The organism is Streptomyces sp. NPDC024698 (genome assembly GCF_055559015.1).
Genome location: NZ_JBVHLK010000004.1, coordinates 121,775 through 137,567, shown reverse-complemented (window position 1 = coordinate 137,567; position 15,793 = coordinate 121,775). Strand labels below are relative to the sequence as shown.

The 15,793-nt window shown below is 70.1% G+C and carries 9 protein-coding genes and 1 pseudogene; 7 read left to right on the top strand and 3 right to left on the bottom strand.

The window, feature by feature from the left end; translation table 11 throughout:
- Positions 1 to 6 precede the first annotated feature (6 nt).
- Positions 7 to 1,707: a hypothetical protein gene (locus ACZ4AA_RS11585; RefSeq protein ID WP_467599288.1), complete on the top strand. Its 1,701-nt coding sequence runs from the start codon at positions 7 to 9 to the stop codon at positions 1,705 to 1,707.
- Between the two features lie 76 nt (positions 1,708 to 1,783).
- Here ACZ4AA_RS11585 and ACZ4AA_RS11580 read toward each other — a convergent pair whose 3' ends face one another.
- On the bottom strand, positions 1,784 to 2,818 hold the full coding sequence (locus tag ACZ4AA_RS11580; RefSeq protein ID WP_467599285.1) for a hypothetical protein: 1,035 nt from the start codon (positions 2,816 to 2,818) through the stop codon (positions 1,784 to 1,786).
- 323 nt (positions 2,819 to 3,141) lie between these two features.
- Between ACZ4AA_RS11580 and ACZ4AA_RS11575 the strand changes: the two genes are divergently transcribed.
- On the top strand, positions 3,142 to 3,336 hold the full coding sequence (locus ACZ4AA_RS11575; protein ID WP_467599282.1) for a hypothetical protein: 195 nt from the start codon (positions 3,142 to 3,144) through the stop codon (positions 3,334 to 3,336).
- 106 nt (positions 3,337 to 3,442) lie between these two features.
- On the top strand, positions 3,443 to 4,708 hold the full coding sequence (locus ACZ4AA_RS11570; protein WP_467599279.1) for a hypothetical protein: 1,266 nt from the start codon (positions 3,443 to 3,445) through the stop codon (positions 4,706 to 4,708).
- 77 nt (positions 4,709 to 4,785) lie between these two features.
- Here the strand turns inward: ACZ4AA_RS11570 and ACZ4AA_RS11565 are convergent, their stop codons facing one another.
- Positions 4,786 to 7,725, bottom strand: a complete 2,940-nt coding sequence (locus tag ACZ4AA_RS11565; protein WP_467599276.1) for an AfsR/SARP family transcriptional regulator — start codon at positions 7,723 to 7,725, stop codon at positions 4,786 to 4,788.
- Positions 7,726 to 7,920: 195 nt separating this feature from the next.
- On the opposite strand from ACZ4AA_RS11565, the gene ACZ4AA_RS11560 reads away from it, so the two are divergent.
- Both ACZ4AA_RS11560 and ACZ4AA_RS11555 read left to right on the top strand, forming a co-directional pair.
- Entirely contained in the window at positions 7,921 to 9,513 is a 1,593-nt protein-coding gene (locus tag ACZ4AA_RS11560; protein WP_467599273.1) for a hypothetical protein, read from the top strand.
- Positions 9,514 to 9,653: 140 nt separating this feature from the next.
- The gene (locus ACZ4AA_RS11555; protein ID WP_467599270.1) at positions 9,654 to 12,224 is read left to right on the top strand and encodes a hypothetical protein; all 2,571 of its coding nucleotides are present in this window, start codon (positions 9,654 to 9,656) and stop codon (positions 12,222 to 12,224) included.
- Positions 12,225 to 12,356: 132 nt separating this feature from the next.
- On the opposite strand, the gene ACZ4AA_RS11550 is transcribed toward ACZ4AA_RS11555, so the two are convergent.
- Positions 12,357 to 12,821: a BP74-related protein gene (locus tag ACZ4AA_RS11550; protein ID WP_467599267.1), complete on the bottom strand. Its 465-nt coding sequence runs from the start codon at positions 12,819 to 12,821 to the stop codon at positions 12,357 to 12,359.
- 164 nt (positions 12,822 to 12,985) lie between these two features.
- Here ACZ4AA_RS11550 and ACZ4AA_RS11545 point away from each other — a divergent pair.
- Together ACZ4AA_RS11545 and ACZ4AA_RS11540 are read left to right on the top strand one after the other, a co-directional pair.
- Positions 12,986 to 13,198 (top strand): annotated as a pseudogene (locus ACZ4AA_RS11545) (tyrosine-type recombinase/integrase); the annotation flags it as partial.
- 399 nt (positions 13,199 to 13,597) lie between these two features.
- Positions 13,598 to 15,718, top strand: a complete 2,121-nt coding sequence (locus ACZ4AA_RS11540) for an ATP-binding protein (protein ID WP_467599265.1) — start codon at positions 13,598 to 13,600, stop codon at positions 15,716 to 15,718.
- Positions 15,719 to 15,793 lie beyond the last annotated feature (75 nt).

Here is a 15,793-nt window from a genome sequence, read left to right as displayed (position 1 = left end):
CGCACGATGGCGCTTTTCGACGAGACGAAATTCAGGTCCGACGAAGCAGACATCAGGGCCGGCCTGAAGAAGTACGGCCTGCACAAGGACAAAGCCTTCATGCAGGCCTTCGACGGCTACATGGACCAGCTCCACCTGAACGGCCTGTGGCTCAACAAGGGGCACACGCCCGGCCCTCAGTGGGCGGGCAGCGCGGCGACCGACCTGATCGCCCAGTTCGACCGGCTCAACGCGCTGCACGTCCCGGCGGACTGGTGGCGCGCGCACAGGCGGGACAAGAACTTCGACCAGTTGAGGGACGCGAAGGCGCGGGAGACCTTCGAGAAGAAGTACCTGTGGAGCAAGACGGAACCGTACTATCCGGCCCGGGAGGCCGCGAAGGCCGGCGGCATGATCCTGGAGGTCTCGCCCCCGGGAGAACTCTTCAACGGCAAGGACTGCGGGTTCCAGCGATGGTCGGACGCCCCGGTCCAGGCCGAGCTCTGGACGTACATGTCGAACCACTACGTGGACGGCACGCTGGGCAGGGTCGAGGGAGTGATGCTCGGCGGCCGGGTCGAGAACAGCGTGCTGACGAAGTACGAGTGGCCGCACCTGAAGGCCCGGATCGAGGCCGGTCTGGTCTCCGACCTGCACATCAAGGTGATGGGCTTCAGGAACGACTCGCAGGAGTCGGGGGCGTGGTCGCTGGAGACGAGGGCGACGTACAACGTCCACTCGCAGGGCTCGTTCGACCAGATCCCCTCGCCGGACGACCCTCAGTTCGCGGACAAGCAGAACCGCTGGCGCAACCAGGAGAAGGCGCGCAACGCCAGCAAGGCCTCGGCCAGTTCGTCGAGTTCCCAGGACAGCACGGCCAGCGGCCTCTCGCTGAAGACCTTCCACAAGGCGTTCGACGATCCCAGCGCGGTCGTCGTCCTGTCGGACCCCACGACGGGAAGGTCGGCGGGCGCGGACAGCCCGGACGATCTCTCACGGGTGGTGACCCGTCAGCTCACCAGGGCGGACACCAACGCCTCTCTGCAAGGGGCGAGCCGGGAGGCGACCGTGGAGGCGGTGCGGGCCGAACTACGGGCCCAGGAGGCCGCCGTCCACTCCCTGGACCAGAAGCTCACGGCCTTCCACGAGGAGCAGCGGCGCAGGGCCAGCACCTCGGCCTGGCCCGGCACCCCGGACTACGGCGCCCAGCTCTCCCAGGGCATGTCCACCATGGACCTCGGGACCTCCGCCGCGCGGTACTCCCCGACGGGGGACTACTCCCCCACGGCGGGAACGCCCGCGGTCGGGGACCACTTCGAGCAGGGCGGCCTGCGCACCCAGCAACCGCTGTACACCTACTCCCTCCAGCCGACGGGCACGGGCCAGGGGTACTTCCCCCAGAGCGAGTCGCCCGTCCAGGAGGACGCGTTCGCCTATCCGCCGTCGCCGGTCGGGAACACCGGGGCGTACCACCCCTCGTACAGCGACCCGCAGCGGAACACCCCGAGCACGGGCTCGGCGTCCTCGGACTTCGGAGAGCCCCTGAGCCAGGTCCCGAGGAACCCCAGCCCTCCGTCCGAGGCCCCGGCGCAGAGCTCGTCGTCGGCGAAGAAGAAGACGAAGGAGCCGAAGAGGGAGGCGAAGGAGGCGAAGTCGGGGGGCGGTCTCGCGGCGTGGGTGCGGGGCGATCAGTACAAGAAGAAGCCCGGCGGCCCCAGCAAGAGGTAGGGGGCGCCGGACCGGTGGCGGCCGCCGGCCGGAGGGTTCCCCGGCCGGCGGCCGCCGCCGTGCGCACGGGAGGTGCTCAGCTGCTGCCCCGGACACGGCCGGTGCCGTTGCCGTTGCCGCCGTTCGTGGTGTTGGTCCGCTGGACCATGGTCGTCGTCCGGCGCACAGGTGTGGGGCGGCTCGTGGTCGATCCCGTCGAGACACCCGTCGCGACCGAGTCCTGCCGTCCCACCATCGGCCTCCCGGCGGGCAGGATCGGCGACTGCTGCTGGTCCGCGGGCAGCGACGAGGACGACGCCGTCGGCGCCGTGGGAGCGGGTACGGATGTCGGGTTCACCGTCGTACTGGAGCCCACGGCGGGATCGGCGGGCGCGGGGGACTGCTGCGCCGTCGGGGAGCTGTAGCTCCAGGAGGCGGACCCGGCCTGCAACGCCGCTCCCGCCGACTGCCAGTTGTTCTGGCTGGACTGCGGGAGGGTGGTGTCGTTGCCGTAGCCGGACGCCACGGCACCGCCGATCCCCACCGCCGCGGCGGCTCCCTGTGCCAGATACGCCTTCTCACCGGTGTTGTAGTAGTTCACCCCCGCCTGGACCATGTAGGCGGCGTTCTTGACCCCGGCCAGCCCGACACCCGCCATGTTGAGGTGGTTGTTGTCGGCACCCTTGCCTGCGGCCTGGAGGACCAGCGGGACGGCCTCGAAGGCGAAGCGCTTGATGTGCTCCCGGTTCTCGCTGAGCCATTCCTGCGCGTTCTGGCTCCACCGGTACACGGCACCCTTCTGGGCGTCGGCCGCGAGGAAGGTCTGCGCCTCCACGTCGAAGACGCCCACCGGGTTCTGGAGGGGCGGGTCGGTCGCCGGCAGGGGCGGCGGCGGGCTGGCCGGCGGGGTGGCCGCCAGACTGACCGCGGGACTGGCCGTCACGGCCTCCGGACTCGCCGACACCCCGGGCGGCGTGACCGACACCCCGGGCGGGGTGACCCGGCCGGGCGGCGGGGTGGTGTTCGACTGGAAGGTCGACGACCCGGCGGCGGCCGTGTAGGACATCGTGGAGCCACCGCTCTCGGCGGTGGTGAAGGACTCGTTGTCCGAGCCCTGGTCGCTCCGTGGCATGTGCGGACTTCCTTTCCTGCGTCGCTGGCGCGCTGGTGTGGGTGCCGCCGCCTCTCTCCGGTGCCGCTCTCCCCGGTGCTGCCTTGCCCGGCCGTCGTTGCCCCGGCCGGTGCCGCTCCTCCGGTCGCAATGCCCCGGCCGGTACGCGCGTCACCCAGTCGTGGGCACAACGGGGGCGTACCACCGGGGGGTTCAATCGCGGCTGTCCGCCGGTCGCCGGCGCCCGCCATTGAACTGCCTCGCGCCTGCGGCCCGTTGTGCTTCCCGAACCCGTGTCGGCACCCGGCCGACGCCGCACGGCCGAGAGGTCCGGAGGTACGCCCATGTCCGCCACCCACGCACGGCGTTTCGCGGCACACGGTCTGCTCGCACGCCGCCGGTCCGCGCCCGCCGCGAACGCGTGCTACGACCGTGCGGCCCCGCGGCGCCCGGCCGACGGCGCCCCCTGGTTCCCCGAGGCTCCGCTGCCCCCGGGCCTGCTGCCGCTGCCGAGCGGCTTCGAGCTGCGCGGGGCCTGACCTCCCGGCCTTCCGAACCTTCCGACGCTCAGGTCTTCCGACGCTCAGGTCTTCCGACTCTTCGATCTTCCGACTCTTCGATCTTCCGACATGAATGAGGGGCACCGTGGCGATCGACAACGTGGCTCCCCGGAGCCCGGCCCGTCCGGCCCGGCTGGCGCGCGAGCTGCTCAAGACCGAGTACGGCCTGCGGAACCAAGGGCGCGGCGGGACGAGTCCGGCCGACGCGGACAGCGTCTGGCAACGGCTGCTCGCCGAACTGCGACGCCTGATGCGTCCCCTGCTGGGCGGCTCGCGCCCGGGGCAGGGTGGCGGGGGCTCCGCGCCGGACGGTGGACAGGGCGGCGGGCAGGGTCTCGGGCCGGGTCTCGGGCAGGGCGGCTCACCGGGGAACGACCAAGCCGGACCGCGGCCCGGCCCGGAGCACCCCGGATCGGGGCATCCCGGCCCTGGACAACCCGGACAACCCGGCCCCGGGCGTCGCGTGCACGAGGGCATGGCACTCCTCGAACAACGCATCCTCCAACTGCCGGCGCACGAGCGCGAGGCGTTCGAGGACGCGGTCCTGGACCTCGTCAGGAACGACAGGAAGTACCGGGAGGCGTTCGAGAGGTCCCCCGAGAGCATGCCGCTCGTCGCGCGCTGCGCCGCCAGTGCCTACGAGAGGGAGATGGCGCGGGAGGCGCCCGGGCCGCCCGTCCCACCAGGGTCGCGGTGGGAGCGCCCCGCGCGGAGCCGGGACGTACCGACGATCGAGATGACGCCCCCGTCGCCCAGGACCGGCTTCGGGGCCCCCGAGCCGGACGAGATGACCGACGGGCACGGCTTCCGGGAGGCCGAGCGCACCGCGCTGGCGGAGCGGACCACCGGCGCCGGCTGGGTCCCCCGTGCGAACAGCGTCGTGGACGGGCAGGGTTTCCTCTCCGCCGAGCACGCCGAGCACTCCGAACACGCGGCGCAGGAGGTGCGGTTGGGGAACGGCGCCCCATTCCCCACTCCTTCCGGCCTCGAACCCCCGGTGTCCTCGGAGTCCCCGTCGCGGGACCTGGCCGCTCCGGTCTCCCCGCTGCCGTACGCGGCCACTCCGGTCTCCCCGTTGCCGTACCCGGCGACCCCGGTCTCCCCGCTGCTGAGCCAGGCGGCCCCCGTGTCCCCTCCGCCCGGCCGGGCAGATCCGGTGTCCCCGTCCGGCTCCGCCCTCGTACCCTCGCCGATCACCGGTGACGGTCATCGGGCCCTGAGCCATTCGCTCGACGCCTTCTCCGGGTCCTCGGCCTCCAGGAGCCCCGGCTCGCCCGCGCGGTCCAGGGCGGTCGGCCCGTCGTCCACTGCACAGAGCGCGCCCGCCCCGCGCACGGTCCGGCACGCGTGACATCCGGCGCCGGTTGAACCGTCCTCGCCCGCACCCCGTTGTGCGGGTGAACCCCACGGCACCGAGGGAGACGTATGTCAGGCGGTCCGCTCCGGCTCGGCGGCCTCCGTGGCGCGGGCGTCGGACGGCCCGTCCTGCGGACGGTCGAGTCGCGCGCGGATCTTCTCGGCGTCCGGATGGTCGAACTCCACGAAGATCGCCAGGGCCTGCCGCCAGCTGTCGCGCGCGGCCTCCGGTTCGTCGGCGTCCAGTTGGGCGTCCCCGAGGTTGCCCAGGGTGTGGCCCTCTCCCCAGCGGTTGCCGATGTCCCGGTGGGTGGTGAGCGCCCGGCGGTAGTGGGCCACCGCCGCTTCGTGGTGCCCCAGACGGCGGTGGACGGTGCCGAGGATGTCCAGGGCGATGCCCTCGACCCACCGGTTGCCGTTGGCGCGCAGGACGACGAGCGCCTGGTCCAGGATCGCGACGGCCTCGTCGAACCGGCCGAGCCGCTGATAGGCGTCGCCCAGGTTGCTGAGCGCGATCCCTTCGCCCCAGGCACCGCCGACGACCCGGTCGAAGTCCAGGCCCCGCCGGATGTACTCGACGGCCTCGTCGAGCTGCCCGGACTGGAGATAGGCGTCGCCCAGGTTGGCCACCGCCGACTCCGTGCCGTCGTCGTCCCCGAGCACCTCGTAGGCGGCCATCGCCCGGTGCAGGTACGCGATGGTCTCGTCGAACCGGCCCGAACTGCGCAGCGCGGCCGCCATGTCCGCGAGCCCCTGGGCCTCGCCCTCGCGGTCGTGGGCGGCGCGGGCCGCGGCCAGACCCACCCCGGCCGTGTCGAGCCAGTCGTGCATGTGACTGCGGAGGTAGAAGAACCCCCACAGCACCGCGGGCAGCCGCCAGGCGATGCCGGGATGCCCGGAGGCGGCGGCCTGGTGCACCGCGCTGACCAGGTTGCCCCGTTCCCTCTCGCACCAGTCGAGGGCCTCGTCGTGCGTCGTGAACGCGCGCGGCCGGCACAGCGGGGGCGGTGGATCGAGGGGGATACGGCGCCGCCGCGGGGTGATGTGCGGGTAGGCGGCGTCGGCACTGTGCAGGTACCAGGAGAGCAGCCGCTCCACCGCCCGGTCCCGCTCCCGCGCCGTCTCCTCGACGCGGACCCGTTCGGCGGCGTACACGCGCAGCAGGTCGTGCAGGGTGTAGCGGCCCGGAAAGTGCTCGATGAGCAGATGGGCGCGGGTCAGCTCGACCAGCAGGCCGCGGGCCTCCCGGGGCGCGAGCCCGGCGAGAGCGGCCGCGGCGGGCGCGGAGATGTCGTGCCCGGAATGCAGGCTCAGCAAGTGGAACAGGCGCGCGGCCGGAGCGGACAGCGCCCTGTACGACCAGGAGAAGACGGCCCGTACGTCGGTGGTGAGATCGTCGCCCCCGGCGAAGGCGTCGAGACTGCCGTGGCTCTCACGGAGCTCGTCGACGATGGCGCTGAGCGGGAAGCCGGGGTGCGCGGCGGCGTGGGCGGCGACGATGGACAGCGCCAGCGGCAGCCGGGCGCACCGCTCGACGATCTCGTCCACCGCCCGTGGCTCGGCGGCCGGCCGGCCCGCGCCGAGGCGGCGCGCCAGGAGGTCGTACGCCTCGGCGGGCGTCAGCTGGTCGAGTGTCAGCGGATACGCCCCTTCCGCGGCGACCAGTCCGGTGAGCTGGTTGCGGCTGGTGACGATGACCAGGCAGCCGGGAGAGCCGGGCAGCAGCGGGCGGACCTGCTCGGTGTCACGGGCGTTGTCGAGCAGGACGAGCACCCGCCGCCGGGCCAGCATGCTGCGGTAGAGCGCCGCCTGGGCGTCGAGACTGGCGGGGATGCGCATCGGGGGGACACCGAGCGCGTCGAGGAAGGTCCGGATGGCGTCCTCCGGCGTCACCACGACGCCGGTCGGATCGAAGCCGCGCAGATTGACGTAGAGCTGTCCGTGGGGGAAGCGGTCGGTCATCTCGTGGGCCCAGTGCACGGCCAGGGTCGTCTTGCCGATCCCCGCCATGCCGCCGATCGCGCCGATCACCACCGCGGCGGGAGCCTTGGCCCCCTGCGGCAACAGGGCCCGTACGCGTTCGAGTTCCGCCTCCCGGCCCACGAACGTGGGCAGATCGGCTGGCAGTTGGGCCGGAGTCGCCGCGTGGGCGGGGACGGCGGGCGGGGCCGGGAGCGCGGACGGCTCGGGTTCGGACGCGCGCGAGGGGCCCGCGCCGAGGGAGGCGCCAGGGGCCAGGGAGACATCGGCGGCCAGGATGCGGTCGTGCAGATCCCGCAGCGGCGCGCCGGGTTCGATGCCCAGCTCGGCCACCAGGGTGCCGCGCGTCGCGCGGTAGGCGGCCAGCGCCTCGGCCTGCCGCCCGGACCGGTAGAGCGCCAGCATGAGCAGCCGGCACAGCCCCTCCCGCAGCGGGTGCTTCGCGGTCAACGAGACCAGTTCGGCGACCACTTCGCCGTGACGTCCGAGCTCCACGTCGACGTCCAGCCGCAGTTCCAGCGCGGCCAGCCGCTGCTCGTCCAGCCGGGAACCCTCGGACTCGGCCAGCGGTCCGGGGACTCCCGCCAGCGCGGCCCCGTGCCAGTCACCGAGCGCTGCGTGCAGCAGATCCGCCGCCGCGGACGGATCACCGGCGGCGACCAGTCTCCTGGCGTCGGCCACCCGCTGCTCGAACACCCCCAGATCCAGCGCCCCTTCGGGAATCCGCAGCAGATATCCGTCACCGACCGAGACGACCACGCTGGGGGCGTCGGCCGCGTCCCGTTCCGGTTCCAGACCCTTGCGCAGGCGCGACACATAGGTCCGTACGACCGACACGGCGGCCGCCGGCGGGTCCTCGCCCCAGACCGCGTCGAGGAGTTCGCCGAGCATGACCGGCCGGCCCCGCCGGAGCAGCAGCGCCGCCAGCACGGCCCGCTGCTGCGGGGAACCGACGTCGACCTCCCGTTCACCACGCCATGCCCGAACCGGCCCCAGCACCGCGAAACGCACGGATTCCTCATAGGCGTTCACTCTCCGCACTCTACTGAACACCCCATTCCACAAAGGGGCGTTGAGTGTGTGCAAGCGGCCACACATCTCTTCCGGTTCCGTCTCGATCCGTCCTGGATCTGAACCGTTCGCGGGCGGATCCCGTTGCGCTACGAGGACCCGAGGCGACGGGCCCGGCAGGCGCCACGCGGCCGGACACGTCAGGAAGGAAGCGCCATGAGCCGAGGCGAACAGACACCCGAAGAGACCACGGGGGCCGCACCCGCCGTGCCCGAAGAGCCGGCCCCCGCCCCCGGCTTCGCGGTGGTCATCTCCGGCGACGGCACGGCCGCCATCGACGGCGAGCCCGTACCGTCGGCTGACGGGGTGACGGTCGACGCCGCGATCCTCGACACGCTGCACGGGTACGCACGCGACCGCGGCACCACCGTGACCGCCACGATCTCGGACCCCGCCGCGGGGTACGTGGCGTCCGTGGAGGTGGACCCGGACGGTTCGAGCACGCTCGTGGACCAGCGGGAACAGCCGGCGGCCCCGGCACCACCGAGACGTGCGACGACTCCGGAGACCGGAACCGAGGCCGAAGCCGAAGCCGAAGCTGAGGCCGAGCGGGACGACCATCCGTACGGCGAGGCCGAGGACGAGGACACGGCCCAGGCCGAGGCCGACGAGGACTACGGGGACGACGAAGCCGAGGTCGAGGCCGACGAGGACTACGGGGACGACGAAGCCGAGGTCGATGACGACGACGACTTCGACATGGAGGCGTACACGCTGGAGCAGCAGCGCCGACGGGAGTCCACGACACCGCCTCCGCCCCCACCCCCCGTCCCGACCCCCGCCTCCGACCCAGCCTTTGCCCCTGCCCCAGAGTCCCGCCCCGCTCCACACCTGGTCCGCCGGGCCGGGGCACGTCAGTCGGACGACGAGTACAAGGGGCCGGGGCTGCTGCACAGGCCGCTGGTCGTCGGCCCGGTGGCCCTCGTCGCGGCCGCTCTCGTCATCGTGCCGCTGGTGATGCTCGGCACCGGCGGGTCGCAGGACGGCGGACACCGTGAGGAGGCCGCCCGGTCGAGCGACGAGACGAGCGCGAGCCCGCAGGCCGGCAGGTCGGGGCCGGTGTCCACCGCGTCCGCGAGCGCTTCGCCGTCCTCCGGCCTCTCGGCCTCGCCGTCGGCCACGCCGAAGAAGCCGAAGGGCGCGAAGGGGTCCAAGGGGTCCGAGGGCTCCGGCGCGACGAAGGACCCGGCGAGCGGCGGCGGGGTCACGGTCACCGTGACCGCCAGGCCGCCACGGGCCACGGTGACGGCGAAGCCCGCCCAGGACACCGCCGCCACCGCCGTGAACCGTCTCGCCCGGAACGATCCCTCGGGGCGGCACGTCTGCTACCGCGCCTACGTCTCCGGTCAGGGCTGGCAGAAGCCCGTGTGCGACGGCACGATGGCCGGCACGTCGGGCCGGAACAGTCCGATCAAGGCCCTCAACATCGCGGTGTCCGGCGGCGGCGGCTCGGCCGCGAACGCCTTCGTCCACAAGCCCGGCTCGACCGACGGACGCGGCACCTGGGAACCGCACTGGACGGCCGTGATCGCCGACGGCAGGAACAACTACATCGGCAGCACGAAGAAGAGCGCCCCCGTCATGTCGGGCTTCGCCATCAACATCGGCAGCGGCCGGATCTGCCAGACGGCCAAGGTGCACGGCTTCGACTGGGGCGCCCAGGGCTGCGCCGACGCCCGCCCCGGTTACGTCTTCGGCGGCGCCCTGGAGAACGACCGCTGGCTGGAAGCGGTCACGTTCACGGTCTGAGTCCCCGAACATCACGACGCATCGGTACAACCAAACGCAGAGGTCAGGGGTCTCACGCGTGTCCGGCACCCCCCTGCCGGCCGTTCTCGCAGCGACAGGCGTGGCCGTACGGCAGTCTGTCCGCCCTCTCCAGGAGTCCCATGCGCCTCAAGCAGGTCTCGCTCGCGGCGGCGATATCCGTCGTCGCGGGTCTGACCACCGCCGCCGTCGGTCTGACCGGTCCTGTCGCCTGGGCCGACGGCGACACCAGGGCCGCGCTGCCGCTGTCGCACTACGCCCACGTGGTGGTCGACGGCGCGCACCAGCACGTCTTCCTCAGCCAGGGCGCCGGCACGACCGGCATCGTGGTGACCGACCTGTCCGGCGCCGTCGTCACCACCATCGACGCTGAGCAGGGCGCCGACGGCCTCGCGCTGTCCGCCGACGGCAGGACGCTGTACGCGGCCCTGACCGACGGCGACGCGATCGCCGCCGTCGACACGGCGACGCTCACCGAGACCGGCCGCTTCGGCACCGGCACCGCCAGCGCTCCGGTCTCCGTCGCCGTGGCCGGCGGCAAGGTCTGGTACAGCTACACGGCCGACGACGGCAAGGGCACCGTCGGCTCGGTGGACCCCTCGGCCGCCGACCCCGTGCCGACCCCGCAGCCGGTCATGCCGCACTGGCCGGCCGCCCCCCTCCTCAGCACGGGCGGCGGGGTGCTCGCGGTGAACGCGGCGCAGGACGCCCACTCCTACACGACCCACATCGCCACCTACGACGTCGCCTCGGGGACCCCGTCCCTCAAGGTCGACATGGGCCTCGGCGGCGCGGCGACGGGCCCCGTCCAGATCACCCCGGACGGCACGAAGCTGTTCGTTCCGCAGTCGGCCGCCGTGTACGTGTACAGCACGGCGGACCTCAGCGCCGTCAAGCCGTACGTGTACTACACCGGCGGCGTCAACTCCTCCCCCGACTCCGTCGCGTTCGACTCCGACGGCACGATCGCCCTCGGCAGCACCGCGGGCTCGGGCGCGGGCGCCTACCTCTACGCGGCCGACCAGTTCGCCGAGAACCACGTCGCCTTCCCGGCCGGCACCGTCGCCCCCGACGGCCTCGCCTGGGGCGCCGACGGCCGCACGCTCTACGCCGTCACCCAGGACAACGGGTCCTACGCCCTCGCCGTCCTCGGCGACGCCAAGCTCACGGACACCACGCTCACCCTGAACTCCCCGTCGCCGTACGCGATCCCCGCCCAGCGGTTCACGGTGAACGGAACGGTGGGCGGCCACGGCTTCGTACCGGCCGGCGCCACGCTGAAGGTCACCCGCGACGGCGCTCCTCTGCCCGACGCCACGGTCGGCGCGGACGGCTCGTTCGGCATCACCGACACCCGTCAGGACGAGGGCGGGTACACCTACGAGGTGTCCTACGGCGGCGACGCGACGCACCGGCCCGCGACCACCTCGCAGAAGGTGTGGGTGTCCAGGGTCCCAACCTCCGGCCCGTTCGCGGAGTTCAGCTCGCTGGCGCCGGACAAGGTGGCCTTCACCGGCACGGTCATGACCGACCTGACCCGCGGCCCCTTCGCCCAGGGCGACACCGTCCAGGTGACCCGGACGAACGAGGACACCCACGAGTCGGTCCAGCTCCCCGCGGCCCCGCTCGACCCGGCCACCGGCACGTTCACGGTCGCCGACGCCCCGGGGACGGCCGGATGGTTCACCTACCGCCTGTCGTTCGGGGGTGACATCACGCACCAGCCGGTCTCGAACGACGCGAGCTTCACCGTCTCGCCCTACGCCCCGGCGCTCACGCTGAAGGCCCCCACGACCGCCACGCGCGGCAAGGCGCTGAGCTTCGGCGCCGTGCTGAGCGTCGGCCCGTACGGCAGCGGCGAGAAGGTCACCGTGACCCGTACGGACGCGGCGCACACCACGACGCCCGTGACGTGGACGGCTCCCGTGGCCGCCGACGGCACGATCACCGTCAAGGACACCCCCACCATCGGCGGCGCCAACGTCTACACGGTCGACTACGCGGGCGACTCCCGCCACCGGGCGGCAACCGCCTCCGCGACTGTCCAGGTCTCGCGCGCCACGACGAGCCTGACCTTGACCACCAACGCCACGACCTACGCGTACGGCGCGACGGCCACCGTGACCGCCCACCTGGGCACCACGGAGAACGGCCGTACGGTCTCGCTCTACGCCACGCCCGCCGGCGGCAGGAAGACGCTGGTCAAGACGGGCACCGTGGACGGCAAGGGCAACCTGACGGCCACGTACAAGCTCGTCGGCAACACGACGTTCACCGCGTCCTACGCGGGCGACTACCGCTACGCCCCGGCCACGGCCACCCGCGCCGTGAGCGACCAGGTGAAGATCGCGCAGACCCTGAGCGGCTCCTACACGACCACCACGTACAGCGGCACCACCTACCGCGTCTACCACCACACGGTGCAGCCGACGGTGACCACGACCGTGTCGCCGAACAAGTCCGGACAGTGCGTGCACTTCCAGGTCCAGCAGTACTACAGCGGTGCCTGGCACACGCTCAGCACCTCGGGCTGCTTCACGCTCGGCTCCAAGAGCGCCGTGGCGGCGCGGCTGAGCCTCTCCCACGCGGTCGGCCAGAAGTTCCGGGTGCGCTCGGAATACGTCCACGGCTCGAAGGACACCACCAACGTGAGCACGTGGGGCGGCTGGCAGTACCTGACGGTCAGAACCTGACCACCGGATCCCGAGAGCCCGTTCGCTCGCGGCGACCTCAAAGGTCGGGCCGGCCTTCGCGGCCGGCCCGAACAGTCCTGCGTGGGGCGGGACGTCGTGCGGTGTACGGCGCCGGCCGGCCCGGTCGGTCACCTATGGGGCGTGGATCTCCCTGATGATGCGGGAGTCCCAGTCGCACCAGACCAGGCCGGGAAGGAAGGCGCCTCCGGCTTCGTCGAGGTGGTCCTCGACGTAGGGGATGTTCGCGTCGCAGACCTCGATGGCGTTGTCGAAGAACTGGGTGGTGTCCGGGTTGGCGTGGAAGCTCCAGCGCGGGTTGTAGGCGGCCGTCCGCTTGACGATCCGCGTGATCACGTGAGGCCGGTCGGTGGTCTCGCCGCTGACGAGTTCCCGGGCGTGCTCGATGTCCCCGCTCTTCGTGAGCTTGATGACGAACTCCTCCCGCGTGTGGTCGGTCATCACGAAGTACGCGGGGGCCTCGGCGGCGGCGCGGGCCGGCTGGTGGCTGAGGGTGCCGGCCTGAGAGGGCTGTGCCGCGGCGAAGGACAGCACGCCGACGGCGGCCAAGCCGACCGCCTTGGTGAACATGTGTCGCATGAGGGTTCTCTCCTTAGTCACAGGCGTCGTACACGTCACGACTAGTCACTCGGCATATTCAAGCAGCTACATTCAGTAATCATGCCGAGGGCGCGGTCCGCGTCGCGGCGGGCGAGGACAGCGCGAACGCCATGGCCACGACGGGCCAGGACGACGAGCCGCCGGCGGAAGCGGGCATCGGTGACCGTCGCCTCCACGACGGGAGCCGCCGCACAGCGGGCGCGATCCTGAACGAGCAGGGGGTGGACATGCCGACCGGGGCGGAGATCCTGCGGCACACCCGGATCAGCCAGACCCACCGCTACGTCAAAGGCCGTTCGCGCCTCTCGAAGGACGCCATGCGCCGCAGGGGAGACACCTTCCCGCCCGCACCGCCGCACCCACGGAACGCAAAAGCCCAGCTCAGACACCATCTGAGCTGGGCTTGCAAGAGAGCCCCCTGTCGGATTCGAACCGACGACCTACGCATTACAAGCTGTCCGGGCTTGGTCCACAGCGATCCAGGAGCGTCCGTCCATCGCTCACGCCGCAGGTCAGGCGATGTGGCGGACGTTCACGGACGAACCTGAACCGCACCGGATTGGGCAGCAATCGAGACTAAAACTGAGACTGGCCGACAGCCAGTCAGCCTCGCATGCAAGGTTCGCTCGCGGCGGCCTAGCAGGACCCCGGAACCTCCTAGTGATCGCGGTGTTCACATCGCGGGTTAGGGCGCGGATACTGACTGTAGTCAGAGCGGCGATGCTGCCGCTTGACCCTGCGTCAGGGGAGGGGCCATGGGAAGCATCACGCTCACAGTCGAGCAGGACCATGTCGAGGGCGTAGCAAAGCTGAACGATCCAGTGGGCGCTGTAGTTGAGCTGATTTGGAATTCCCTAGACGCGGATGCAACGAAAGTAACTGTAGAGATCGAACGGAATGAATTTGACGCCGTCAGCAAAGTGACGGTCTCAGATGACGGCCACGGAATGCCTTCCGAGTCCTGCGAATCCTATTTCGACAAGCTGGGCGGCTCGTGGAAGAAAACTGCGCTGGTCTCCACCGATAAACGGCGCGCCATGCACGGCCGCAACGGCCAAGGGCGCGTCAGAGCTTTTGCGCTGGGGCAGAGCGTACGGTGGACCACCATCGGAAATGGAATCGACGGCAATGTAGAAACCCGGATCGAAGCAAGTCGCCTAGCTATGCGCGACTACTCGATTAAAACGATCGGAGTCACCACAGAAGAAACAGGCACCAGTGTTGACGCTTGGGGATCCGTCCCCCATCTGGATCGCCTGCTAAACACCGCCCGGGTAGTCGCGTCCCTTACTACCGAGTTTGCCCTTTATCTCGAAACTTACCCCGACACCACAGTCGTCTACGATGGAATCCGGGTGGACCCCGGGCAAGTGCAGGTCCATTCAGCCATTTACACTCTTAGCGCAGTGAATGATCTCCCCGCGCCAGAACTCAGGGTGATTGAGTGGCGCAAAGGGGTGACACGCGAGCTAGCGCTATGCGATTCAAGGCGAATGCCCTTGGTGAAGCTTCGCCCTGAAATTCAAGCACCTGGGTTCAACTTTACGGCCTATCTGTCTTGGAAAGGGTTCGAAGATCGCCCGCAAGATCTGGCACTCGTCGACTGGGACGAGGACTCGCCAGCATCAGCAGTGGTCGAGGAAGCTCGGGGACGACTCCGCGAGCACTTTCGGAGCAGGGTAGACGACCGGCGTCGCGAACAGGTCCTAGAGTGGCAGAGGGAAGAGGTGTACCCGTACGTCGGAGAGCCAATTGAACCCACGGAGATTACCGAGCGGGACGCATTCGATACGGTCGCGACTACCATCGCCAAACACATCCCGAAAGCTCGAAGCGCTAGAAAGGCAACGCTCGGCCTCCTGAAAGAGACACTGGCCGCCAAGCCTGATCAGACACCTGAAATCCTTGAACGCTTCTTCTCCCTTACACGACAGGAAAAAGAGGAGCTTGGCCTCCTCTTGAAGCGCACGAGTTTGACGTCTCTCATCCGTACTTCTACGGAGGTCACCGACCGCCTTGACTTCCTGCGGGCTCTGGAGATTCTACTCTTCGAACCTACCGCGAAAAAGGTGACGAGGGAGAGGGATCAGCTACACAAGATCCTGGAGAACGAGTCATGGGTTTTCGGCGAAGAGTATTCACTCATGGTCAGTGAGCGCGGCCTGTCAGAGGTGCTCCGAAAGCACTTGTCTATCCTACGCGCTCCCGAACCTGAAGATACGAATGTGCGCCTCCTAGATGGAAGCGCTGGCAGGGTCGACCTCATGCTGTCTAAAACCACTGTGTGGGTGCAGAAGCCTCACCATCTGGTTGTGGAACTGAAACGTCCAAGCGTCAAGCTGGGAATGACGGAATACGCCCAGCTCGCGAAATATGCGGCCACCATCGTCGCAGACGAGCGCTTTCGAGGAACCGAGGCGAACTGGGATTTTTGGCTCATCGGAAACACGATGGACGATGTATTGAAGGGCCTCACCTGTCAGCCCAATCTTCCGCCCGGCCAAGCTGGCGCAATCGGCTCTAGCGCAAGACTGTGGGTCCGCGAGTGGAGTGAAGTGCTCCAAGAGTGCAAGCAACGACTGCACTTCTACCGCGACAGGCTGGACTACCAGTCCACGGATGAACACGCTCTGGAGTATCTGGTTCGCAAGCACGCCAACGCCACGCCAACAGTCCTGTTGCCGGACGACGACGATGTTCTAGCGGCGCCGGCCGCAGACTTGCCGACTCCCCAGTATCTGGTTCGCAAGGACGCCAACGCCACGCCAGCAGTCCTGTTGCCGAGCGACGACGATGTTCTAGAGGAGCCAGCCGCAGACTTGCCAGCTCCCCGTGGGGACGACTCGATGTCGCCTGCGTCCTCGGCGTCGGATTAGGCAGTTAGCTAGCCAGAGCCCTCCAGCGCACGAACGGCAAGCCCTGATCGACTGATTTGATGCCTCCTGGACCTC